Below are 22,364 nucleotides of genomic sequence, written 5' to 3'. Positions count from 1 at the left end.
CCCTGTGACATTCAGCGGGATTCCCCGCAGACGGTGTGTATCACCTCTGCGGTCTGGCCGCTTCCTTGGCGCGCCCCGCGCCCGGAAAGGGTGAATGCCCTGGCAGGTCTCCTGGCTTGCGGGTCGTCGCTTGGCTGGCCTTCCCGGTTTCCCAGTGGCGTTGTCAGCCGCGCTCTCCGCCTACAGTTGCGGGGGCAGCCGCGGAATTGCCAAAGGCGCACCGCGTTCCCTTTTCGTCCGGCAACGCCGGACACCAAAGCCCTTTGTGATTAGCTGAATTCGTCAGCGAAGAAAACACCGGATTAAAGCCGTACGCCCCTGCGCGCCGCAAGATCGGTGAAATACTGCCACGCCACCCGGCCAGAGCGCGCGCCGCGCGTGGCCTGCCACTCGATCGCCTCGGAGCGCAACACGGCAGGCTCGATCTCAACCCCATAGGCCAGACAGTAACCTTCGATCATGGCGAGGAATTCATCCTGGTCGCAGGCGTGAAAGCCCAGCCAGAGACCGAACCTGTCCGAAAGGGAAACTTTCTCTTCCACCGCCTCGGATGGGTTGATGGCGGAGCCGCGCTCATTCTCGATCATGTCGCGGGGCATCAGGTGACGCCGGTTCGAGGTGGCGTAGAACACCACGTTCCCCGGGCGCCCCTCCACCCCACCGTCCAGTACCGCCTTGAGCGACTTGTAATGCTGGTCATCATGAGAAAACGAAAGATCATCGCAAAACAACACGAAGCGATGCGGCGCCGCGCGCAAAAGCCCCAGAAGACGCCCGATCGACGGCAGATCCTCACGCTGGATCTCAACCAGCTTCACCGCGTGCCCCTCGTCCAATATCTGCGCGTGCGCAGCCTTGACGAGGCTGGACTTCCCCATACCCCGCGCGCCCCACAGCAGCGCATTGTTGGCCGGAAGCCCTTGCGCGAAATGGCGGGTATTGGCCAGAAGCGTATCCCGGGCGCGGTCGATGCCCCGCAACAACGCCAGATCCACCCGGTTTACCTGTGCAACAGGTGCAAGGCCATCGGGAAAAGTGCGCCACACGAAGGCCTCGGCGGCCTCGAAATCGGGGACACTGGCGGGCGCGGGGCGAAGTCGCTCCAGCGCCTGGGCGATGCGGATCAGCGGGTCCGTCATCGGCGCTCGGCCCCGGATTCTTCGAGATCCTCTTCATCATCGAACCAAAGGCCTTGCGCGCGCAGTTCCGCCTCACGCTTGCGTTCCACCCGGCGGACCAACAGGATCGAGACCTCATACAGGCCGTAAACCACCACGAACAGGATGACCTGAGTAATCACGTCCGGCGGCGTCACCAGAGCCGCCAGCACCAGGATCCCGACAACCGCGTATTTGCGGACCGTCGCAAGCCCCAGTGCAGAGACCAACCCCGCCTTCCCCATCAACGTCAGAAGCACCGGAAGCTGAAAACACAGCCCGAAGGCCAGGATGAACTTGATGGTCAAAGACAGGTATTCCTGCACGGACCCCTGAAAGGTGATACCCGCGGTGGCACTTTCGCCCCCGGCTTCAAGCTGCCCAACCTGCTGGAAGTTCAAGAAAAAATCGAATGCCAGCGGGATGACCACAAAATAAGCGAAAGACGCCCCAAGAAAGAACATCAACGGAGAGGCCAGCAAAAAGGGCAGGAAGGCCTGCTTTTCGGACCTGTAAAGCCCCGGCGCCACGAAACGCCACATCTGGAACGCGATCAACGGAAAGGCGAGCGCGAAACCGCCCAGAAGCGAAATCTGGATGGCGACGAAGAACCCCTCCTGCAACTTGATGAGGTAAAGCCCGCAATCCTGACCCCGCTCTGCCAGCGCGCCGCAGATCGGTCGGGTGAGGATGTTGAACGCCGGGTTCCAGACCGTGAAACACGCCACCATCGCCACAACGAACCCCGCGACGGAATAAATCAGCCGGGTACGCAGTTCAGCCAGATGCTCAATCAGCGGCGCCGCGCTTTGGTCCAGATCGTCTTCGCTCATGCGTCTCTCTCGGGATCGGCGGCATCGGCGGCCTGACGGGCGGCGGCTTTCTCGGCGGCGGCAGCGCGGATTTTTTCGGCCTTGGCAGCGCGTTCCTCGGTCATCTCGGCGGTGGCGGGGCCACGGGCCGGGTTGGGTGGCTGCCATTTTTCGAATTTCTCGGCCGCATCGCCCAGCGCGTTGAGTCCCATCTTGCGGGGGTCGGCGATATCGCGCAACTCCTCCGCGGTTTCCTTGACACCCGCCTCGTCGGCGGCCTGATCCATCGCGCGCTGAAATTCACGCGCCATATTGCGCGCCTTGGCGGTGAACCGCCCCAGCGTTCGAAACAGCCCCGGCAGGTCTTTCGGCCCCACCACGATCAGCGCGACAATGCCGATGACCAGAAGTTCGGTCCAGCCAAGATCAAACATGAGATGCCCCGGGGCTTACGCCTCGTCTTTCTGCCTGCCGGTTTCCTCGGGCGTCACGTCTCGTGCGCTTTCGAGACTTTTCGCCGCCTCTTCCGTTTCTTCGCGCACGCCCTTCTTGAAGGCGGTGATGCCCTTGCCCACCTCTCCCATGAGGGATGAGATCTTGCCCCGGCCAAAAAGCACCAGAACGACAACGGCAATGAGAAGCAGCCCCGGAAGGCCGATATTGTTCAGCATGGTCTTCTCCCTGCGGGCGGGCGGCGGGCCCGGCCCAGATACGGATTCCGTCTGTCACATGTATTGGCTTACGCGCCCGGATCAAAGCCCCTTTTGCACCCGCGCCCCGCGATTTATTGCCCGAGGCGGCGCATTCGCCCAACTCGCCTATCCAAGGAGATCCCCATGCACAGTGAAGATATCAACGGAAAAACCCTGGAACACTGGGATTGCAACGACCTGCAACAGGCGCTGGAAAAGAACGTCATCGTACTGATCGATGTGCGCACCCCGCCCGAATACATGTTCGAATATATCCGCGGCGCGCTTTTGCTGCCGATGGCGGCGTTCGACACGTCCTTCCTGCCCGAAGGCGGCAGCAAACAGCTGGTGTTCCATTGCGGATCGGGCGTGCGCTCTCGCAAGGTGGCCGAGGCCTGCCTGGCCGCCGGACATGAACGCGCCGCTCACCTGGAAGGGGGCTTCGCCGCGTGGAAGGCCGCACATAAACCCTATGTCGGAACCGACATGGCCTCCGGCGCGCCGGTTCAGGTGGGCTGAACCGACGGAAACACGAAACACCGGTCACGCCGGATCATCAGCCACATCGGCGTGCCCGGTTTCGGCAGGAAAACCGCCGGCACCGTCGCTTTGAGAACCGTGCCATCGGCCTCCATGCGGAATTCGACAAGGCTTTCATTTCCCATGAAACGTGCCCGGTGCACATGGGCGCGGGCCGCAACGCCGTTTTCCTCCGTCGGGCTGGGGCCACGACCGTTACGGTCAAGGTCGATGCGGATGTGCTGGGGACGGATGATAATATCCACGTCTGAACCATCGGGGATCGCAGGGGTCAGAAAGCGCCCGAAGGGCGTTTCCGTCAAAAGGCCGTGAACCTTTCCGTTTATCACATTGATATCACTAAAAAATGCGGCGGCGGCACGATCCACCGGCGCATTGTAAAGGTTGTAGGGCGCCCCCTGCTGTACAATCCGTCCGCCGCGCATCAGGGCGATCTCATCGGCCATGCGCATGGCCTCGTCCGGTTCATGGGTCACCAGAAGAACCGCCGCCCCTTCTTCCTTCAAAACACTAAGCGTGTCATCACGGATTTCATCGCGCAAGCGGTTGTCGAGACCGGAGAACGGCTCATCCATCAGCATTATTCTGGGACGCGGGGCCAGCGCACGGGCCAGGGCGACACGCTGCTGCTCCCCCCCCGAAAGCTGGTGGGGAAAGGCGTCGATGTAGCCGATCAGATCCACACGCGTGAGCAATTCTTCCACCCGGGCACGCTTTTGCGCCCTGGCCCCGACCAGGCCGAAAGCGACGTTTTCCGCCACGCTCAGATGCGGGAACAACGCAAAATCCTGAAACATCAGCCCGACCGAGCGCCGCTCCGGTGGAACACGGTAAACGGTGTCGCAGATCAGATTGCCGTCGATGTAAATTTCGCCGCTGTCCTGCATGTCCACTCCGGCAATGATCCGCAGCGTGGTTGACTTGCCGCATCCCGACGGCCCCAGAAGACAGGTCACCTGCCCCGGCATCACCTTCAGCGACACGTCATCGACCACCGCGCGGCCATTGAAGCATCGGGTGATGTTGCGGATTTCCAGCCTTGGTTGGGGGGTCACGGCCTGCCTCGTGCTTATCTCCGATTAAAACTATCGGAATTTAAAGGGGGACTGCAACCACCTTTCCTAAAGCGTCGCGTTCACAGCCCCGCCATCCAGCAGGATATTCTGCCCCACGATGAACCCCGCATGTTGCGAACACAGGAAAGCGCAGGCAGCGCCGAATTCTTTGGGCGTCCCGTACCGGCGGGCGGGTATGGTGGCAAATCGTTGCGCGCGGGCCTCGTCGAGGGAAATCCCCCCGGTCTCGGCGACGGCCCGATCCAGGGCGTCGGCCCGGTCCGTGGCGTGCAGACCCGGCAACAGGTTGTTGATCGTCACCCCGTAAGGGGCAACCTGGCGCGCAGTGCCCGCGACATATCCGGTCAACCCTGCGCGGGCAGAGTTCGACAACCCCAGCACCGGGACCGGCGCCTTGACCGACTGGCTGGTGATGTTGACCACCCGGCCCCAGCCGCGCTCCATCATACCCGGAACCAGCGCCTTCATCAGGGCGATGGGGGTCAGCATGTTGGCATCGAGCGCACGAATGAAATCCTCCCGCTCCCAGTCCTGCCAAAGCCCCGGCGGCGGCCCGCCCGCATTGGTCACCAGGATATCCACCGATCCGGCAATCTCCAGCACCTGCGCCCGGTCGCTTTCGTCTGTGATGTCGGCGGCCACCGTGACGACCGTGGTGCCATACGTGGTGCGCAGGCTTTCGGCCGCAGCCTCCAGCGGCCCGGCACTGCGGGCATTCATCACGAGGTCGGCCCCGGCGTCGGCCAGCGCCCGTGCACAGCCCAGCCCCAGCCCTTTCGACGACGCGCAAACCAGCGCCCGCCTTCCGCGAATCCCAAGATCCATGTCCTCTCCTTCCGCACTGCCACCCGCCCCCTTTTACACCCCTGAGGCGGGCACCCGAAGCCGGCGCACGCGGGGCGGGTAGTGGAAATGAAAATTCCTGTCTTTTAGGACAGGTAAAATCATTTTACGGAAAGAAAACTTGACCTAAAAGCCTGTTTTTACAATAAAGGTTCACAGATATACACTCGTCTCCTTTTCAGGCATCGACCGAATTCATATGACGCTCCTGGATCATTTCGCCTTCCCCTCCCTGAGCCACTGGCAGGTCTGGCCCGCCGATGCGTTTCGTGTGGTGGAAGGGGTACATCTCGGCGAGACTCTGGCCGCATCGCACCCCTTCGTGGGGGACGTCTACCGCATGTGCCCCGGCACGCGGGGGATTGACCTGCCCCTGAATGCGTTCACCGCCGCCCTGAACACGACCACCCCCGCCCTGACTGAAGACAAAAGCGAACTCGGCCCGACCGGCACGAAAATTCGGCTGGAAGCCTGCCTGACCCTGATGAGCCCACAGGCCGACATGGCGGAACTCGCAGTGCTTCGGGTGGGCGATGCCACCAAAGGCCGTGCCTGCCTGTTGCCGCTGCGTCCGATGCAGGCGGCGCGCCCCTACACCCTGATCCACATCTGCCATGATCCGGCGCCGATTTCACTGGAAAACGCTGAAATCATGGGGCTTGCCCGCGGCTGCCGGATCGCACTTGAAGACGGGTCGTTCCGCCCGGTTGAGGCGCTCGCACCCGGCGATCGTCTCAAGACCCGGGATACGGGCGCCCGTGCGCTGAACCAGATAAAAAGCACCAAACACCCGGCCACGGGCAGGACCGCGCCCGTGGTGATTTCCGCCGGCACCCTTGGCAACTGCGGAGATCTCGTTGTCAGCCAAAACCAGCCCGTCTTGCTGGAGGAGGCGTTCGACGATCCGCAGATCGCGCTGACAGACTCGTTTCTGAGGGCGGGCACGATGCGCGACGACCGGTTCATTTTTCTGCGCGAAGGCGGGGCTGTCGAGTATTTCGAGCTGATCTTCGAAACCCCGACGGTCATCTATGCCGAGCATGTGCCCGTCGTGACCCGCACCGATCCGCAGGCAGCGACATGGCCCACCGATGTCCTCACCCACTGGCAACACCGGGCTGACAAGACCGCACATTAAGACGGCTCAGGCCAACAACATCTCCAGAACCGGCCTCCACTGCGCGCGCGCGCCCGCATGCGTCTTCAGCCGCGAATCAAACAGCGCCAAGCCCTCCACCGCCAGATCGTCATAGACGGATCGCTCGGAAATTTCCGCGAGCGGCGGGGCGCCAATTTCATCCAGCAAAGCCCTCAACCGCGCCAATGCACGGGTGCGCGGCCGCACCCGGTTGGCCAAAACCGCCACCCCGGCCTTGCCCTTGCGTACCCGCTTGAACCGGCCCAGGTCTTCATGAAACGTCGCGGCGGCCCCGGCATCGAAAACGGAAGGCATCACCGCCATCAGGATCACCTTGGTCTCCGCCACCAGATCCCCGGTCTCTGCCCGGCCGAGACCGCCGGGGCTGTCCACGATCAGCCAGTCCGTGGACTTTGGGATCTTGAGCGACGCCCCCGACCAGTCAAGCGCCTTGACCTTCGCCACCCCCTTGGGGCGGCGGGCAGCCCATTTCAGCGCCGATCCCTGCGGGTCCGCATCCGCCAGCGCCACACGCCATCCCCCTTCGGAAAGGGCCGCAGCCAGCGTAATCGCCGCCATGGTCTTGCCACAACCGCCCTTTCGGTTCGTCACAAGTATGGTTTTCACGTGGCTGCCTCCTTTTTTGAACCTTCACCGCCGGACGAGACGATTTTTGCCCCCGGCGACTCGTCCCTGAAAGTGGCACGACTTGGACAAACAGGGCATCTCGCCTTTTGCCGTCTGCACCGCCCAAGCCGATCCGCCCCGATGCGGCAAGAAGATACACCCCCCGGCGCGCATGCGAACGGAAGATTGCACCGCCCGCAGCGCCCGGTTATATCCCGCCCATGCTGGACACCGCCCATAACCGCCCCACCCTGCCCGCCGAAATCGCCCGGCGGCGGACCTTTGCCATTATTTCGCACCCGGATGCGGGAAAAACCACCCTGACAGAAAAATTCCTTCTGTTCGGCGGGGCGATCCAGATGGCGGGCCAGGTCCGTGCCAAGGGCGAAGCCCGGCGCACCCGGTCTGACTTCATGAAGATGGAGCAGGATCGCGGGATTTCGGTATCGGCCTCGGCGATGTCTTTTGACTATGACGGCTACCGATTCAACCTTGTCGATACCCCCGGCCACAGCGACTTTTCCGAAGATACCTATCGCACGCTCACCGCAGTGGACGCCGCGGTCATGGTAATCGACGGGGCGAAGGGCGTCGAAAGCCAGACCCGCAAGCTTTTCGAAGTCTGCCGTCTGCGCGACCTGCCGATCCTGACGTTCTGCAACAAGATGGACCGGGAAAGCCGCGACACTTTCGAGATCATCGACGAAATCCAGGAGAACCTGGCCATCGACGTAACCCCGGCCAGTTGGCCCATCGGCATGGGGCGCGATTTCCTCGGCTGTTATGACCTGCTTTGCAACCGGCTGGAACTGATGGACCGGGCCGACCGGAATCGCGTTGCCGGATCGATCCGTATCGAGGGCCTCGACGACCCAAGGCTGGCGGAACACATCCCCGGCCCCTTGCGCGAAAAGCTGATAGAAGAAGTGGAGATGGCGCGCGAGCTTTTGCCTGCGCTGGACCCGAAAGCGGTGCTGGAAGGTCACATGACGCCGATCTGGTTCGGATCGGCGATCAATTCCTTTGGCGTCAAGGAACTGATGAACGGCATCGGCACCTACGGCCCCGAACCGCAAATACAGGCGGCCGAACCGCGCCAGATCGCCCCCGAAGAGCCCAAAGTCACCGGCTTTGTTTTCAAGGTTCAGGCGAATATGGACCCCAAGCACCGCGACAGGGTAGCCTTTGTGCGCATGGCATCGGGCCATTTCAGGCGCGGGATGAAACTGAACCACGTCAGAACGAAAAAACCGATGGCGGTTTCAAATCCCGTCCTGTTTCTCGCCTCCGACCGCGAACTCGCCGAGGAGGCCTGGGCGGGCGACATCATCGGCATTCCCAACCACGGTCAGTTGCGCATCGGCGACACCCTGACCGAAGGCGAAGCCCTGCGGGTGACCGGGATCCCCAGCTTCGCACCCGAGTTGCTGCAAAGCTGCCGCGCCGGAGATCCGATGAAGGCCAAACATCTCGACAAGGCGCTGATGCAGTTCGCCGAAGAAGGCGCAGCCAAAGTATTCAAACCGATGATCGGCTCGGGTTTCATCGTCGGCGTTGTCGGCGCCCTGCAATTCGAGGTTCTGGCCAGCCGGATCGAGATCGAATACGGCCTGCCTGTGAGGTTCGGGCCGACGCAGTTTACCTCCGCCCGGTGGGTGCACGGAGAAAAGGCCGCCGTGGAAGGTTTCGTGTCAAAGAACAAGGGCCATATCGCTACCGACAACGATGGAGACATCGTTTACATGACCCGCCTGCAATGGGACATCGATCGTATCGCGCGCGACCACCCCGACCTGACACTCAGCACCACGAAAGAGATGCAGGTCTGATCCACACTGCCCGCGACACTGAAAAACCTTGATTTTACGCCCGGCAGCGCCGATCTGAAAACGGATGAGCCGCCGGGGCGCGCTGCCGCGCCTTCCCTTTCCCGCCAGCCGCAAGAGCCCAAAAGGGATGAGCAACCTCCGCAGTGACTGGATCATCGCCACCTTGTTGGAAGAACTCTCCGACATCGCCTTGGCAACTGAACAGGTGTCTCTGGGAAGATTGATAGACACGCTCGGGTCGCGCGGCTTCGGGCCACTTCTGGTTATTCTGTCCGCCTTTCTGATCCTGCCGGTGGGCATGGTCCCCGGCATGCCCGGAATCGTCGGCGTGTTTCTTATTCTGATCGGGTCGCGAATGGCTGTCGGAAGCACACATCTGTGGTTTCCGTCGCGTCTGCGAAAAGTAGAATTGCCCTCCCACCTTCTGATCGCTTCGATATCGCGCGCCCAACCGTGGGTGCTTCGGCTGCGCCCGATGATCGCGCCCCGCGCTACCATTCTCATCGACAGCCCCGTAATGCTGAAGATCATTGCCGTGATCCTGATTGTAACCGGCGCAATCAATATTCTCATCGGATTTATCCCCGGCCTGCCGTTTCTCATGTCTATGCATGTTCTTCTGATCGGTATTGGCCTGTCCAGCCGGGACGGATTGATCGGCCTTCTGGGTTACCTTGTCGTGCTGCCAGAGATGATCCTGATCTGGAGGTTGCTACTATAGCCCGCGATGCGGGCTGCCTGCGGCGCGGATATTTTGACCAAAGCAAGACACCGCAACACACGAAAGAATTGCTTTGGCCAAATATCCCGGGGGGGGCGCGCTTGCGCGCTGGGGGCAGCGCCCCCATCCGCCGGCGAATGCCGCACCGCCATTTTGGGTTGCTTGACGAAAGGCTCATGTTGACCTATGCCAAGGCCATTATGAAAGATCGGCAATCCGGCCGATCAGGCCGCGTGAACTGGCGGCCAAGACCTTGCCGCAGATACGCGAAGGATATTCATGTCAAGTTTTGCCGATTTGGGGTTGGACCCCAAGGTGCTTTCCGCAATTGCTGCTGCCGGCTATGAGAAGCCGACACCCATTCAGGCCGGGGCCATTCCGCCTGCGCTGGCTGGCCGCGATGTTTTGGGAATTGCCCAAACGGGCACTGGAAAGACAGCCGGTTTCGTTTTGCCGATGATCACGCTTCTGGGGCGTGGGCGTGCCCGCGCACGGATGCCCCGCAGCCTCGTTCTGGCGCCGACACGCGAACTGGCGGCACAGGTGGCTGAAAACTTTGATATTTATGCCAGAAACACCCGCCTGACCAAGGCATTGCTGATCGGTGGGGTCAGCTTCAAGGAACAGGATGCACTTATCGACAAGGGGGTGGATGTCCTGATCGCAACGCCGGGCCGGCTGCTGGATCATTTCGAACGTGGCAAGTTGTTGCTGACCGGGGTCCAGATCATGGTTGTGGACGAAGCCGACCGGATGCTTGACATGGGCTTCATACCCGATATCGAGCGTATTTTTCAACTGACGCCCTTCACCCGGCAAACGCTGTTTTTCAGTGCCACCATGGCACCGGAGATCGAGCGCATCACCAACACCTTCCTTTCCGCGCCCGAGAAAATCGAGGTTGCCCGGGCTGCCACCACCGGCGAGAACATCACGCAAGGAGTGGTGCTTTACACCGCCAGCCGCAAGGACCGTCAGGCCAAGGAAAAGCGTGCCCTTCTGCGCAGTCTGATCGACCGGGAAGGCGCGTCCTGCACCAACGCCATCATCTTCTGCAACCGCAAGACCGAAGTCGATATCGTTGCCAAGTCGCTTTGCAAACACGGCTACAATGCCGCGCCGATTCATGGCGACCTCGACCAGTCCCAGCGGATGCGCACGCTGGACTCCTTCCGCGAAGGAAAACTGCAATTTCTATGCGCTTCGGACGTTGCGGCGCGAGGACTGGATGTGCCCAGTGTCAGCCACGTGTTCAACTACGACGTCCCAAGCCATGCAGAAGATTACGTCCACCGGATTGGTCGTACGGGCCGGGCCGGACGCAAGGGCAAGGCACTGATGATCTGCGTCCCGCATGATCAGAAATGGTTGGCGGACATCGAAAAACTGATCGGCAATGAAATCCCGCGCCTTGAAAGTCCCCTGACAGGGGCGCCCCAATCCGAAAAGGGCCCGAAATCCGTAAGGACGGATGAGGCGCGGATGCCTCCCCGAAAACGGGAGGAAAAGCGGGATTCCGCGCCGCGTACAGACCCGCCACAGGAGAAACGTTCAAGGGCCCCGCGCAGGGAGGCCCCCGTTGTCGGAATGGGAGACCACGTTCCGGCCTTTCTGTTACGTTCCTTCAGAACCGCCGCCGGGGAAACCGCCGAATAGGCGAACAGGGAAAAGCCGCCGTCAGGTGGTCAGGCGGCTGACGATAACGGTAACTTCGGGCTTCTTGCCGATTTCCCGCTCCGCGCTCTGGCGCAGGATGCGGCGCATAGCGTCTTCGATCTTGTCGTCGTCCCCCAGCGTATCCTCCGACGCACGACCGAGAAACTGCTCCAGATCCGCCTCGAGAATATCGGCCAGCGGCACGTTGCTCTTGCCTGTTTCCGCCAGCCCCTTGAGATCGACCCATGGCTCACCCAGCGGTTCATCGTTCTCGTCGATCACGACGGTGACCACGGCATGGCCGTTCAGCGCCATGCGGATACGATCACGGGCCACCCCGTCCAGCGCACCGATCTGAACAGATCCGTCCAGATAGGTCCGTCCGGTCTCAACGAACTCAGCCACCTTCGGGGTATCGCCGGTGAGATCCAGCATCGTCCCATTTGGGGCGACGATAGCGTTCAGCCCGTTTTCTTCGGCCAGCTTGACATGTTCGCGCAGGTGGCGATGTTCGCCATGCATGGGCACCACCACCCGAGGCGCTATCAGCTTGTGAATACGTGCCAGATCGGGCCGGTTTGCATGGCCAGACACGTGGTACAGGTCCGCCCCGTCATCGATGACATCCACACCCATCTCGGAATACGCGTTGACGATACGCAGCACGCCGCGTTCGTTGCCCGGAATGGTTTTAGAGGAAAACAGGAAGCTGTCCCCCTCTTTCAGGGTAAGGCCCATGTATTTGCCGCGGGAAAGCTGTGCCGACGCTGCGCGCCGTTCGCCCTGGCTGCCCGTGACGATCAGCATCAGACTTTCGCGCGGGATATTCCCGGCCTCTTCGGGGGAAACGGTTTTCGGGAAATCGGTCAGGACGCCACTTTCGACCCCGGCTTCGATCATCCGGCGCATGGCACGCCCCAACAGGCAGACAGAGCGGCCCGCAGCCTGCCCCGCCTCCGCCAGTGTTTTAAGCCGCGCGATATTGGAAGCAAACGTCGTGGCCACGAACATTCCCGAGGAGCGCGCCACCAACTGGCGTATGGCGGGGGCAAGACTTGCTTCCGATCGGCCCGGATTGGGAGAGAAGACATTGGTGGAGTCGCAGGTCAGCACCTTGACGCCGGCCCTGACGACCTCCCCCCACAGGGCCGGATCGAACGGATCGCCCAGAACCGGCGTCGGGTCGAGCTTGAAATCGCCGGTATGCACGATGCGCCCGACCGGCGTATCGATCACCAGCCCCGCACTTTCAGGGATGGAATGCGACACCGGCAGGAACGACACCTCGAACGGTCCGGCCTTGATACGCTCAGGCCAGGCCTGCACAGGTTTGACCTGTGCGGGGTCATTGCCCTGTTCCTGCATCTTGCGGGCCGCATGGTTGGCGGTGAACGGACGGGCATAGACCGGCACCCGCAGGCGTTGCCACAGATGCCCCACCGCGCCGACGTGGTCCTCATGCGCATGGGTGATAAAGATGGCCTCCAACCGGTCGGCGCGCGCGGCCAGCCAGCCGATATCGGCGAAGATCAGGTCCACCCCCGGCGTTGTATCCATGTCCGGGAAGGTCACCCCCAGATCCACGAGGATCAGGCGTTCCTGCCCTTCGCGCCCATAGCCGTAAACATAGGCATTCATGCCGATTTCCCCGGCGCCGCCCAGGGGAAGGTAGATCAGTCTTTCCTTGCTCATATCGCCCCGTGTTCTTTGTTGTAGGCATGGATGACGGTCAGGCCATGCATGGTCAGATCGTCTTCGATGAGGTCAAATAGCACATCTCCCTGCGCGAACAATGACGCCAGCCCGCCTGTGCCGATAACACGCATAGGTTGGCCATATTCTGCACGAATACGATCCCGGACACCCCGAACCAGACCGACATACCCCCAGAATACGCCCGATTGCATACAATCGACCGTGTTGGTGCCAATGACCGTGGGCGGGCGGGTCACATCGACATGGGGCAGCGCCGCAGCCGAAGCGTGCAGTGCCTCCAGCGACAGGTTTACCCCCGGCGCAATCACCCCGCCCACATAAGCCCCGTCATGGGCGACCACATCGAAAGTGGTGGCGGTCCCGAAATCCACCACGATCAGATTGCCCCCGTGGCGGTCAAAGGCACCTGCGGCATTTACCAGGCGGTCCGGCCCGACATTTGTCCCCGCATCCACCCTCGGAGGGCTCGGCAACAGGCAATCCGGTTTTCCCACGACCAGCGGACGGGCCCTGAAATACCTGTCCGCGAAAACCCTCAGATTGAACACCACACGCGGCACGGTGGACGAAATGATGACATCGGTGATGTCCGTCCTGATGCCATGATGCTGGATCAGGGTCGAAAACCAGACGTAATACTGATCTGCGGTACGCTGATGCTCGGTCGAGGTCCGCAGAGTGCACAGGAACCGCACCCCGTCCCAGATGGAAAAGACGGTATTGGTGTTTCCGCAATCGATGCACAAAATCATGGGCAGCGCCTTTCCTGGAAAAACACATCCGCCGCAGCAATGCTGCGTGACCCCCTGGCCGTTTGCAAAACGAGACATCCATTCATGTCTACCGTCTCGAACCGTCCGGTGACGTCTTCCCCCGGCAGACGGGCGGTGATCGTGTCGCCCAGCCGCGCCGCGCGGTCAAGCCACGCCCCGCGCAGGGGGCCAAACCCATGGGTCCGGAAAAAGCGGGCCTGCACCGCGAAATGTTCCGCAAGGAAAGCCAGGAATTCCAGTGGATCGATCGGATCTCCGGATCCGGCCACCCGTGCGGGTGGCAAGGCCCCGGGTTCCAGCCCCGCCGGGTCCGGCGCATGGTTCAGGTTCACCCCGATTCCAACCGCAAGCCGGGTGACCTGCCCCGCCGTACCATCGCTTTCCAGCAGGATGCCGGCAACCTTCCCCCCCCCCACCAGAACATCGTTGGGCCATTTCAATGCGATAGTGGCCGGGCTATCGACATAAGCCAGAAGCGTCGCATAGAGCGAATAAGACGCTACGAAGGAATACAACGCCGCCTGCGCCGCGGAACAGTCCGGGGCGAAAACAAGCGTCGCGTAAAGATTGCCCTCGGGGGCAATCCACTTCCGGCCCCGCCGCCCTACCGCCGCCGTCTGGCGGCGCGCGGCAATCCATGTGGGTCGGTCCAGAACAGGACCCCTGCGACGGGCCTCTGCCATGGTACTTCCGACCTCATCCAGCAAGATCAGGTCGTACCCTGCCGGCCAGTGCCAGCCTCCGGGTTCAGTTGACAAGGGTCTGTGCCGCCGCCAGCGCCAGCCCTTCGATGCCGAAGAGGTTGACCACCCCCGCAACCATCGCAAAGGCCGAGAGCATCAACATGCTCCACAGCACGCGCGACATACCGCCGTCTATGGCCTCATCCGTCTCCTGACCGAAATACATGTAATAGACGATACGCAGGTAATAGAAGGCGCTGATCACCGAAGCTACGACCCCCGCGACCGCCAGCCAGACCAAGCCGGCATCCACCGCGGCCTTGACCACGTAGAACTTTCCGAAAAATCCCACCAGCGGCGGCACCCCTGCCATCGAGAACATCAACACCGCGACGGCCAGCGCCTTGCCCGGCTGTACCCGTGAAAACATGTTCAGGCTGCGGATATCGGTAACCGGCTGGCCGTCTTTTTCCATGCTCAGGATAAAGGCGAAGGTGCCGACGCTCATGATCACGTAGATGACCATGTAAACCAGAACCGCCTGGACCCCCATCGCGGTCCCCGCGGCAAGGCCCATCAGCGCAAAGCCCATATGCGCGATTGAGGAATAGGCCATCAGCCGCTTGATGTTACGCTGGCCAACCCCGGCCACGGCCCCCAACGCCATCGACAGCAGCGCCAGGACGGCCACGATCTGCCCCCAGTCGCCCGGAACGGCCCCAAAGGCATCGTGCATGACACGGGCGAACAGCGCCATCGCCGCCATCTTGGGCGCTGTTGCGAAGAACGCAGTCACGGGCGTTGGCGCGCCTTCATAAACATCGGGGGTCCACATGTGGAACGGCACGGCGGACACCTTGAAGGCCATCCCCGTCACAAGGAAAACCAACCCGACAAGCAGGCCCAAAGGCATCTGCCCCTCGCCCAGCGTGGAGAGTATTCCCGAAAAGACCGTCGTTCCCGCGTAGCCGTAGACGAGTGACGCTCCGTAAAGCAAAAGTCCGGAACTGAGCGCCCCGAGAACGAAATATTTCAGGCCCGCCTCGGTCGACCTGGCGCTGTCGCGGCGCATCGCGGCAACCACGTAAAGCGCCAGGGATTGCAACTCCAGCCCCATATAGAGGGTCATCAGATCGCCCGAAGACACCATGACCATCATGCCGACCACCGAAAGCGCAACAAGCACCGGATATTCGAACCGCAAGGCCCCTGCGCGGCGCATGTAGTCGGTGCTCATCAACAATACCGCCCCTGCCGACAGCAGGATCACGACCTTGCCAAAGCGCGCGAAGCCGTCATCGATGAAGGCAGAGGAGAAGGCCGTCTTCACCCCGCCCGCCGACGCGCCGATCCAGAGTGCAAGTGCAAAGAATACCCCGGCCGTGCCCCAGACCAGCAGCGGTGCCAGGCGATCCTTGCCGGTGTAAACCGCGACCAGAAGCGCCAGCATCGCATAGGTGGCCAGAACGATCTCGGGGAGAAGAACTGTCAGTTCGGAAGGGTTCATCACGGTCCCTCTCAATTCTGGGCCAGCCGCAGGGCGGCGTCGGCCTCGGCCAGAGCCGTCTGGTAACTGGAAACAAGCGCCTCGACCGAGGGCCCGGTGATATCGGTGACAAGCGCGGGATAAACGCCCAGCAGAAGCGTCATCACCACAAGCGGTGCGAAGATCGCACGCTCGCGCAGGGTCATGTCGGAAATAGAGCGCAGGCTTTCCTTGAGCAACGCCCCAAGCGTTACCCTGCGATACAGCCACAGCGCGTAGGAGGCCGACAGGATCACCCCGGTCGCCGCACAAAACGCTACCCAGGTATTGACCTGGAACACGCCCACGATTGTCAGGAATTCCCCCACGAAGCCCGAAGTGCCCGGCAGACCGACATTCGCCATGGTGAACAGCATGAAGACCAGCGCATAAACCGGCATGCGGTTGACCAGGCCGCCATAGGCGTCGATCTCGCGCGTGTGCATCCGGTCATAGATGACGCCGACGCACAGAAACAGGGCGCCCGAAACGAACCCGTGGCTGAGCATCTGGAAGATCGCCCCCTCCACACCTTGCTGGTTGGCCGCGAAGATCCCCATGGTCACATAGCCCATATGCGCGACAGAGGAGTACGCGATCAGTTTCTTCATGTCCGTCTGCGCCAAGGCAACAAGCGATGTGTAAACGATGGCGATGACCGACAACCACAAGACAAGCGGCCCCCACAGGTCAGATGCGACCGGGAACATCGGCAGCGAGAACCGCAAGAACCCATACCCCCCCATCTTCAGCAAGATCGCCGCCAGGATGACCGACCCCGCCGTCGGGGCCTGAACGTGGGCATCCGGCAGCCAGGTATGCACCGGCCACATCGGCATCTTGACCGCGAAACTGGCGAAAAAGGCGAACCACATCAGCGTCTGCATCCCGCCCAGAATTTCGCGCCCGGCGACCGTGTAGCTGTCCGCGCTGAACTGATGGTTCAGCAGTGTCGGGATATCGGTCGTCCCTGCATCGATATACATCGCCAACATCGCTACCAGCATCAGAACCGATCCGAGGAAGGTGTAGAGGAAGAACTTGAATGCGGCGTAGATACGCTGTTTCCCGCCCCAGATGCCGATAATCAGGAACATCGGGATCAGGCTGCCCTCGAAGAACAGGTAGAAAAGGATCAGATCCAGCGCGGTGAACACGCCCAGCATCAGCGTCTCAAGGATCAGGAACGCAGCCATGTATTCCTTGACGCGGTGTTCCACGTTCCAGCAGGCCGCGATCGTCAGGGGCATCAGGAATGTCGTCAGCATCACGAACAGAACCGAGATGCCATCGACCCCCATCTTGTATTTCAGGCCCAGCAGCCAGTCCCGTTCCTCCACCAGTTGGAAACCGGTGTCGTTCGGGTCGAACTGCGCCAGCACGAAAAGCGACACGAGGAAAGTCGCCGAAGTCGCCACCAGGGCCAGCCACTTGGCATTGCGCTGGGCCGCCTCATCCTCGCCCCGCAAAAACACCAGAAGGATCAGCGCCGCGATCAGCGGGATGAAGGTCACGATGGAAAGAAGGTTATCCATTACTTAGCCCCCCCGGTCAGCGACATCCAGGTGATCAGAAGCGCAACGCCAATAACCATGGCGAAGGCATAGTGGAAAAGATAGCCGGACTGCATCCGGGCCGTGACACGGGTAAGAAAGGGCACGAAGCCCATCGTCAGCCCGTTGATGAAACCGTCGATGATGTTGCCGTCACCGCGTTTCCAAAGTGCGCCGCCGATAGCCTTGGCCGGACGTACGAACAGAATTTCGTACAGCTCATCGAAGTACCATTTGTTCAGCAGGAACAGATAGAGCAGCCGGAATTGCTCTGCGGTGCGGCGCGGGAGATCCGGGCTGACGATGTAGAACATGTAAGCCGTCCCCAGCCCCAGCAGCATCGCAAGGAAAGGCGCGGATTTTACCCAGGCCGGCGCGTGGTGCGCCGCATCCATGACATGGTTGTCGGGCGCCATGAAGATTGCCCCGGCGCCGGGGTTCACCTGCGGCTCTCCATGGGTATCGTCACCATGCGCCGGCGCCGTACCGTGGCCCGCATCGGCCGACACCTCGTGGGACGGGATGCCAAAGAAGCGGTTCACATCGTCGTGGCTGCCGAAGAAATCGCTGTAGAACACCATCCCCGACACAACCGCGCCAAACGCCAGAACACCAAGCGGAATGGTCATCACCCGCGGGCTTTCATGGGCGTGTTCATGGGCGTGCTTGTCACCGCGCGGCTTGCCCCAGAAAGTCATGAACATCAGCCGCCAGCTGTAAAAACTGGTGAAACAGGCCGCGATGACCAGCGCCCAGAAGGCAAACATCGATCCGCCGCCCCATGCGCTTTCAATGATCGCATCCTTGGACAGGAACCCCGCAAAGCCGATATGGGTCAGCGGAATCCCAACTCCGGTGATTGCCAGCGTGCCGATCATCATCGCCCAGAAGGTCAGTGGGATCTTGTTCCTGAGGCCGCCATAGTTGCGCATGTCCTGTTCATGATGCATCGCGTGGATAACCGACCCCGCACCAAGAAATAGCAGCGCCTTGAAGAAAGCGTGCGTCAGCAGGTGGAACATGGCCGCCGAATAAACGCCGACCCCCGCCGCCACGAACATGTAGCCAAGCTGGCTACAGGTCGAATAGGCGATCACGCGCTTGATGTCGTTTTGCACCAGGCCCACAGTCGCGGCGAAGAAAGCCGTTGAAGCCCCGACGAGAACGATCAGCATCTTGGCTTCGGGCGCGTATTCGATCACCGGGGACATGCGGCTGACAAGGAACACCCCCGCGGTGACCATGGTCGCTGCGTGGATCAGTGCGGAAACGGGCGTGGGCCCCTCCATCGCATCCGGCAACCAGGTGTGCAGGAACAGTTGGGCCGATTTCCCCATCGCCCCGATGAACAGCAGAACCGCCACGACATTGGCCGCGTTCACTTGCCAGTTGAGAAAAGTGAACCCCGTCTCGGCAAGAGCGGGCGCAGCGGCGAAGATGTCATCCAGTTGCACGCTGTCCACAAGGAAGAACAACGCACCGATCCCCAGCAGAAAGCCGAAATCCCCGACCCGGTTGACGATGAACGCCTTCATCGCCGCCGCGTTGGCGGAGGGTTTCTTGTAGTAGAACCCGATCAGGAGGTAAGACGCGAGCCCCACCCCTTCCCAGCCGAAGAAAAGCTGTACGAGGTTGTCCGCCGTGACCAGCGCCAGCATGGTGAAGGTGAAGAAAGACAGGTAGGCGAAGAAACGCGCCTTGTAAGGCTCGTCCTTTTCCCACTGCGGATCGTGATCCATGTAGCCAAAGCTGTAAAGATGCACGAATGCGGAGACGGTCGTCACCACGATCAGCATGATCGTGGTCAGGCGGTCCACCCGGATCGACCAGTCCGCAACCAGGGACCCGCTGTCGATCCAGCGCAGGATCTGGATATGCTCGGCCTCCGCTCCGGTGCCCCAGAACGCGAACCACGAAAACAGCATCGACAGGAAAACCAGGGTCGTGGTTGTCCACATCGCGGCCTTTTCACCCAGCCAGCGCCAGCCGAACCCGCAGATCAGCGCCCCAACCAGCGGGGCGAGAAGAATGATCTTTTCCATGGCGCTTTACCCTTTCAGCAGGTTGATGGCCTTCACCGCGATCGTGCCCCTGTTGCGGTGGAAGCAAACAAGGATCGCCAACCCGATCGCGGCTTCGGCGGCAGCGACGGTCAGCACGAACAGGGTAAAGATCTGCCCGACAAGGTCGTTCAGGTAGGCCGAGAACGCCACAAGGTTAATGTTGACAGCCAGCAGCATCAGCTCGACCGACATCAAAATCACGATCACGTTCCTCCTGTTCAGGAAGATCCCGAATATCCCGATGACGAACAGCGCCGCAGCCACCGTCAGGTAATGTTCCAGTCCGATCATTTAGTCCCCCCGGGCCCAAGACCCGTTATCTTCTCCGAGGTCACAGCCCCTGCCCCGGTTTCACGTCCTTCAGTTCCATCGCCTTGGCCGGATCCCTGTAGATCTGCTTCAGGATGTCCTGGCGCTTGACATCCGTGCGATGACGCAGCGTCAGCACGATCGCCCCGATCATCGCCACCAGCAGGATCAGTCCCGCCGCCTGGAACAAATGCAGGTAGTCGTCATAGATCAGCGTACCCAGGTGGGCGGTATTGTGCGCCTCCGCGTCCGAGATGACCGCGGCCCGCAGGTTCGCAGCGTTTTGCGCAGGCTCCCAGACGGCGTAAACCATCCCAAGCTGGATCAGGAAAACCACCCCGATCAGCGCCGCCACCGGCAGATAACGCACGAACTCGGATTTCAGCTCGGTGAAGTCCACATCCAGCATCATGACCACGAACAGGAACAACACGGCCACGGCCCCGACATAAACGATCACCAGCAGCATCGCCAACAGTTCCGCCCCAAGCAGAATGAACAGGCAAGCCGACGATAGAAACGCGGTGATCAGCCACAAGACCGAATGGACCGGGTTGCGCGACAGCACCACGAACAGCCCCGAGATCAGCGTAACCCCCGCGAAGCAGTAGAATGCGATATCGACGACACTCATGTGCGGTCCTCCTCATTCGCGTCAAAGACGCTCCGGGCCAGCCCCAGAGCGTGGCTCATGGCCGGGATTCCGCCCAGCATGGCCATCTGGTAAATCACTTCTGCAATCTCGCGCTCCGTAGCGCCCGCTTCCAGCGCGTGCCGTACGGTCAGCTTGAATTGCGCATCCGCCTGTGCCCCCAGAACCGTCAGCCCGGCCAGAACCGCCAGAAGGCGGGTCTTGGCGTCCAGCCCATCGGGGTTGAAGGCATTGCCCCACATCATCTCCATGAAGTCGCGGGGCATGGTCGGCATCAGCTTGTCAAAACCCTGCACCTGAAAACTTTCCAGCGCCGGGTTGAAGGCACGGGCCATCTTGTGGCTCTGCTCCAGCATCTGCTCGAAGAGTCTGGCGAAATCACTCATCGGTAGGGCGCGTCCAGTTCAAGGTTGCGGGCAATCTCGGCCTCCCAGCGTTCGCCGTTGTCCAGAAGCTTCTGTTTGTCGTAAAACAGTTCTTCGCGGGTTTCGGTCGCGAACTCGAAATTGGGGCCCTCGACGATGGCATCCACCGGGCAGGCCTCCTGGCAGAACCCGCAATAGATACATTTCGTCATGTCGATATCGTAGCGCGTCGTCCTGCGGGAGCCATCCTCGCGCGGCTCGGCGTCAATGGTGATCGCCTGCGCGGGGCAGATGGCCTCGCACAGTTTGCAGGCGATGCAGCGTTCCTCACCATTGGGATAACGGCGCAGGGCATGCTCTCCGCGAAACCGCGGCGAGAGATGGCCCTTCTCATGCGGGTAATTCAACGTGGCCTTGGGCCGCAGGAAGTATTTCATCCCCAGCCGGAATCCCTTGAAAAAATCCCACAGCAGAAAATACTTGCCTGCGCGTGTCCAGTCGATCGCGGTCATGGATCAGCCCCCAATCGCCCAGCGGGCATAGGCGCCGCCGAACATCTCGAATTTTGCGAAGAACGCCACCAGAACCACCCAGGCCAGCGACATCGGCAGGAACACCTTCCAGCCCAGCCGCATCAACTGATCGTAGCGGTAACGGGGCACGATGGCCTTCACCATCGCGAAGAGGAAGAAGAAGCCGGCCATCTTGGCCACCATCCACAGCGCCCCGTCGGGCAGCCCCGGAATGGGCGACAGCCATCCCCCGAAAAACAGCAGGCTCATCAGCGCGCACATCAGGAAGATGGCAATATACTCACCCGCCATGAACAGAAGGAACGGGGTGGAGGAATATTCCACCTGATAGCCCGCCACGAGTTCGGACTCCGCCTCGGGCAGATCGAAGGGCGGACGGTTCGTTTCCGCCAGGGCGGAAATGAAGAACAGGAACACCATTGGAAGATGGGGCAGCCAGTACCAGTTGAACAGGCCAAAGCTGCCATCCTGCGCGGCAACGATGTCCCCGAAGTTCAGGCTGCCGGTAGACAGGATCACCCCGATGATGATCAGCCCGATCGACACCTCGTAGGAAATCATCTGCGCTGCCGAGCGCAGGCTGCCCAGAAAGGCGTATTTCGAATTCGACGCCCAACCGCCCATGATCACCCCGTATACCTCCAGCGAGGAGACCGCCAGAACGTAAAGGATGGCGACATTCAGATCCGCCAGCACCAGCCGGTCGGAAAACGGGACGACAGCCCAGGCCAGCAGCGCCATAACGAAGGAAATCATCGGAGCCAGGAAGAATACCGACTTGTCGCTGCCCGCGGGAACAACGACCTCCTTGACGACGTATTTCAGCGCGTCGGCCACCGTTTGCAGCAACCCGAAAGCCCCAACCACGTTCGGCCCCCGGCGCATCTGCACCGCGGCCCAGATCTTGCGGTCGCCATAGACAAGGAACAACAATGAGATCATCACGAATGCGATGACCAGCAAGCCCTGCGCCGCCACGATCAGCGCGGTTCCCATAGCGGTATTCAGAAAATCAGCCATTCTTGCCCCATATCCCTCTGGTCGCCGTGACGGGGTGGCCCCGGTCGGCACCCCGGCTGCCGCGCGGTGCGGCCATGTTCG

23 protein-coding genes and 1 riboswitch are annotated in these 22,364 nt (G+C 61.3%); of the genes, 5 read left to right on the top strand and 18 right to left on the bottom strand.

Translation table 11 applies throughout. From position 1 onward, the window contains the following. Positions 1–84 precede the first annotated feature (84 nt). A riboswitch (cobalamin riboswitch) is annotated at positions 85–273 on the bottom strand. 29 nt (positions 274–302) lie between these two features. The 4 genes from C8N32_RS01095 to tatA are packed head-to-tail and all read right to left on the bottom strand — an operon-like array spanning position 303 to position 2,640. Then, positions 303–1,139 (bottom strand): ATP-binding protein, encoded by an 837-nt coding sequence (locus tag C8N32_RS01095; RefSeq protein ID WP_107890623.1) that lies wholly within the window; start codon positions 1,137–1,139, stop codon positions 303–305. After that, positions 1,136–1,990, bottom strand: a complete 855-nt coding sequence (gene tatC, locus C8N32_RS01090) for a twin-arginine translocase subunit TatC (RefSeq protein WP_107890622.1) — start codon at positions 1,988–1,990, stop codon at positions 1,136–1,138. The genes C8N32_RS01095 and tatC overlap by 4 nt, the downstream gene beginning before the upstream one ends. After that, complete coding sequence (gene tatB / locus C8N32_RS01085) at positions 1,987–2,403, bottom strand: Sec-independent protein translocase protein TatB (protein ID WP_107890621.1); 417 nt, start codon at positions 2,401–2,403, stop codon at positions 1,987–1,989. Before tatB ends, tatC begins: the two co-directional genes overlap by 4 nt. Positions 2,404–2,418: 15 nt before the next feature. Continuing rightward, positions 2,419–2,640 carry a twin-arginine translocase TatA/TatE family subunit gene (gene tatA / locus C8N32_RS01080; RefSeq protein ID WP_107890620.1) on the bottom strand — a complete coding sequence of 74 codons (222 nt, stop codon included), beginning with the start codon at positions 2,638–2,640 and terminating at the stop codon, positions 2,419–2,421. 165 nt (positions 2,641–2,805) lie between these two features. On the opposite strand from tatA, the gene C8N32_RS01075 reads away from it, so the two are divergent. Beyond that, a complete protein-coding gene (locus C8N32_RS01075; protein WP_107890619.1) occupies positions 2,806–3,180 on the top strand; it encodes a rhodanese-like domain-containing protein in 375 nt (124 codons plus the stop codon). Here C8N32_RS01075 and C8N32_RS01070 read toward each other — a convergent pair. Together C8N32_RS01070 and C8N32_RS01065 are read right to left on the bottom strand one after the other, a co-directional pair. Then, positions 3,168–4,256, bottom strand: coding sequence for an ABC transporter ATP-binding protein (locus C8N32_RS01070; RefSeq protein WP_107890618.1), 1,089 nt, complete (start codon positions 4,254–4,256; stop codon positions 3,168–3,170). The two genes, C8N32_RS01075 and C8N32_RS01070, sit on opposite strands and share 13 nt — an antisense overlap. 66 nt (positions 4,257–4,322) lie before the next feature. Further along, complete coding sequence (locus C8N32_RS01065; protein WP_107890617.1) at positions 4,323–5,102, bottom strand: SDR family oxidoreductase; 780 nt, start codon at positions 5,100–5,102, stop codon at positions 4,323–4,325. Positions 5,103–5,319: 217 nt separating this feature from the next. On the opposite strand from C8N32_RS01065, the gene C8N32_RS01060 reads away from it, so the two are divergent. Continuing rightward, positions 5,320–6,258: a Hint domain-containing protein gene (locus C8N32_RS01060; RefSeq protein WP_107890616.1), complete on the top strand. Its 939-nt coding sequence runs from the start codon at positions 5,320–5,322 to the stop codon at positions 6,256–6,258. 6 nt (positions 6,259–6,264) lie between these two features. Here the strand turns inward: C8N32_RS01060 and C8N32_RS01055 are convergent, their stop codons facing one another. Then, positions 6,265–6,885, bottom strand: a complete 621-nt coding sequence (locus C8N32_RS01055; protein ID WP_107890615.1) for a ParA family protein — start codon at positions 6,883–6,885, stop codon at positions 6,265–6,267. Positions 6,886–7,106: 221 nt separating this feature from the next. Between C8N32_RS01055 and C8N32_RS01050 the strand changes: the two genes are divergently transcribed. The 3 genes from C8N32_RS01050 to C8N32_RS01040 all read left to right on the top strand — a co-directional run bounded on the left by C8N32_RS01050 (position 7,107) and on the right by C8N32_RS01040 (position 11,091). Further along, a complete protein-coding gene (locus tag C8N32_RS01050) occupies positions 7,107–8,714 on the top strand; it encodes a peptide chain release factor 3 (protein ID WP_107890763.1) in 1,608 nt (535 codons plus the stop codon). A gap of 127 nt (positions 8,715–8,841) precedes the next feature. Continuing rightward, positions 8,842–9,435, top strand: coding sequence for an exopolysaccharide biosynthesis protein (locus C8N32_RS01045; RefSeq protein ID WP_170106701.1), 594 nt, complete (start codon positions 8,842–8,844; stop codon positions 9,433–9,435). A gap of 279 nt (positions 9,436–9,714) precedes the next feature. Then, entirely contained in the window at positions 9,715–11,091 is a 1,377-nt protein-coding gene (locus C8N32_RS01040) for a DEAD/DEAH box helicase (RefSeq protein WP_107890613.1), read from the top strand. A 21-nt stretch (positions 11,092–11,112) separates the two neighbouring features. Here the strand turns inward: C8N32_RS01040 and C8N32_RS01035 are convergent, their stop codons facing one another. The 11 genes from C8N32_RS01035 to nuoH are packed head-to-tail and all read right to left on the bottom strand — an operon-like array spanning position 11,113 to position 22,283. Next, positions 11,113–12,783 (bottom strand): ribonuclease J, encoded by a 1,671-nt coding sequence (locus tag C8N32_RS01035; protein ID WP_107890612.1) that lies wholly within the window; start codon positions 12,781–12,783, stop codon positions 11,113–11,115. Next, a complete protein-coding gene (locus C8N32_RS01030; RefSeq protein ID WP_107890611.1) occupies positions 12,780–13,559 on the bottom strand; it encodes a type III pantothenate kinase in 780 nt (259 codons plus the stop codon). The genes C8N32_RS01035 and C8N32_RS01030 overlap by 4 nt, the downstream gene beginning before the upstream one ends. Then, positions 13,556–14,338, bottom strand: a complete 783-nt coding sequence (locus C8N32_RS01025; protein WP_242509651.1) for a biotin--[acetyl-CoA-carboxylase] ligase — start codon at positions 14,336–14,338, stop codon at positions 13,556–13,558. The genes C8N32_RS01030 and C8N32_RS01025 overlap by 4 nt, the downstream gene beginning before the upstream one ends. Continuing rightward, complete coding sequence (gene nuoN / locus C8N32_RS01020; RefSeq protein WP_107890609.1) at positions 14,328–15,770, bottom strand: NADH-quinone oxidoreductase subunit NuoN; 1,443 nt, start codon at positions 15,768–15,770, stop codon at positions 14,328–14,330. The genes C8N32_RS01025 and nuoN overlap by 11 nt, the downstream gene beginning before the upstream one ends. 11 nt (positions 15,771–15,781) lie before the next feature. After that, complete coding sequence (locus C8N32_RS01015; RefSeq protein WP_107890608.1) at positions 15,782–17,323, bottom strand: NADH-quinone oxidoreductase subunit M; 1,542 nt, start codon at positions 17,321–17,323, stop codon at positions 15,782–15,784. Next, positions 17,323–19,383 carry an NADH-quinone oxidoreductase subunit L gene (nuoL, locus tag C8N32_RS01010; protein WP_107890607.1) on the bottom strand — a complete coding sequence of 687 codons (2,061 nt, stop codon included), beginning with the start codon at positions 19,381–19,383 and terminating at the stop codon, positions 17,323–17,325. The genes C8N32_RS01015 and nuoL overlap by 1 nt, the downstream gene beginning before the upstream one ends. Positions 19,384–19,389: 6 nt before the next feature. After that, complete coding sequence (gene nuoK, locus C8N32_RS01005) at positions 19,390–19,695, bottom strand: NADH-quinone oxidoreductase subunit NuoK (protein ID WP_107890606.1); 306 nt, start codon at positions 19,693–19,695, stop codon at positions 19,390–19,392. A gap of 40 nt (positions 19,696–19,735) precedes the next feature. Then, on the bottom strand, positions 19,736–20,347 hold the full coding sequence (locus tag C8N32_RS01000; protein ID WP_107890605.1) for an NADH-quinone oxidoreductase subunit J: 612 nt from the start codon (positions 20,345–20,347) through the stop codon (positions 19,736–19,738). Further along, a complete protein-coding gene (locus C8N32_RS00995; protein ID WP_107890604.1) occupies positions 20,344–20,751 on the bottom strand; it encodes a carboxymuconolactone decarboxylase family protein in 408 nt (135 codons plus the stop codon). The genes C8N32_RS01000 and C8N32_RS00995 overlap by 4 nt, the downstream gene beginning before the upstream one ends. Continuing rightward, on the bottom strand, positions 20,748–21,242 hold the full coding sequence (gene nuoI / locus C8N32_RS00990; protein ID WP_107890603.1) for an NADH-quinone oxidoreductase subunit NuoI: 495 nt from the start codon (positions 21,240–21,242) through the stop codon (positions 20,748–20,750). The genes C8N32_RS00995 and nuoI overlap by 4 nt, the downstream gene beginning before the upstream one ends. A 3-nt stretch (positions 21,243–21,245) precedes the next feature. Continuing rightward, a complete protein-coding gene (nuoH, locus tag C8N32_RS00985; RefSeq protein ID WP_107890602.1) occupies positions 21,246–22,283 on the bottom strand; it encodes an NADH-quinone oxidoreductase subunit NuoH in 1,038 nt (345 codons plus the stop codon). Positions 22,284–22,364: the final 81 nt, after the last annotated feature.

This window comes from Rhodovulum imhoffii (genome assembly GCF_003046545.1).
In the GTDB taxonomy this organism is placed as follows: domain Bacteria; phylum Pseudomonadota; class Alphaproteobacteria; order Rhodobacterales; family Rhodobacteraceae; genus Rhodovulum; species Rhodovulum imhoffii.
Note: the sequence above shows the minus strand (reverse complement) of the source record. Positions and strands in the feature narration are given on the sequence as shown.

Coding starts and splice junctions, on each gene's coding strand:
- C8N32_RS01065 (WP_107890617.1), bottom strand. CDS start 5,102: ATGGATCTTGGGATTCGCGGAAGGCGGGCGCTGGTTTGCGCGTCGTCG.
- nuoH (WP_107890602.1), bottom strand. CDS start 22,283: ATGGCTGATTTTCTGAATACCGCTATGGGAACCGCGCTGATCGTGGCG.
- C8N32_RS00995 (WP_107890604.1), bottom strand. CDS start 20,751: ATGAGTGATTTCGCCAGACTCTTCGAGCAGATGCTGGAGCAGAGCCAC.
- C8N32_RS01045 (WP_170106701.1), top strand. CDS start 8,842: ATGAGCAACCTCCGCAGTGACTGGATCATCGCCACCTTGTTGGAAGAA.
- C8N32_RS01095 (WP_107890623.1), bottom strand. CDS start 1,139: ATGACGGACCCGCTGATCCGCATCGCCCAGGCGCTGGAGCGACTTCGC.
- tatC (WP_107890622.1), bottom strand. CDS start 1,990: ATGAGCGAAGACGATCTGGACCAAAGCGCGGCGCCGCTGATTGAGCAT.
- nuoK (WP_107890606.1), bottom strand. CDS start 19,695: ATGATCGGACTGGAACATTACCTGACGGTGGCTGCGGCGCTGTTCGTC.
- C8N32_RS01035 (WP_107890612.1), bottom strand. CDS start 12,783: ATGAGCAAGGAAAGACTGATCTACCTTCCCCTGGGCGGCGCCGGGGAA.
- C8N32_RS01075 (WP_107890619.1), top strand. CDS start 2,806: ATGCACAGTGAAGATATCAACGGAAAAACCCTGGAACACTGGGATTGC.
- C8N32_RS01000 (WP_107890605.1), bottom strand. CDS start 20,347: ATGAGTGTCGTCGATATCGCATTCTACTGCTTCGCGGGGGTTACGCTG.
- nuoN (WP_107890609.1), bottom strand. CDS start 15,770: ATGAACCCTTCCGAACTGACAGTTCTTCTCCCCGAGATCGTTCTGGCC.
- nuoL (WP_107890607.1), bottom strand. CDS start 19,383: ATGGAAAAGATCATTCTTCTCGCCCCGCTGGTTGGGGCGCTGATCTGC.
- C8N32_RS01060 (WP_107890616.1), top strand. CDS start 5,320: ATGACGCTCCTGGATCATTTCGCCTTCCCCTCCCTGAGCCACTGGCAG.
- C8N32_RS01050 (WP_107890763.1), top strand. CDS start 7,107: ATGCTGGACACCGCCCATAACCGCCCCACCCTGCCCGCCGAAATCGCC.
- tatA (WP_107890620.1), bottom strand. CDS start 2,640: ATGCTGAACAATATCGGCCTTCCGGGGCTGCTTCTCATTGCCGTTGTC.
- tatB (WP_107890621.1), bottom strand. CDS start 2,403: ATGTTTGATCTTGGCTGGACCGAACTTCTGGTCATCGGCATTGTCGCG.
- C8N32_RS01040 (WP_107890613.1), top strand. CDS start 9,715: ATGTCAAGTTTTGCCGATTTGGGGTTGGACCCCAAGGTGCTTTCCGCA.
- C8N32_RS01015 (WP_107890608.1), bottom strand. CDS start 17,323: ATGGATAACCTTCTTTCCATCGTGACCTTCATCCCGCTGATCGCGGCG.
- C8N32_RS01030 (WP_107890611.1), bottom strand. CDS start 13,559: ATGATTTTGTGCATCGATTGCGGAAACACCAATACCGTCTTTTCCATC.
- nuoI (WP_107890603.1), bottom strand. CDS start 21,242: ATGACCGCGATCGACTGGACACGCGCAGGCAAGTATTTTCTGCTGTGG.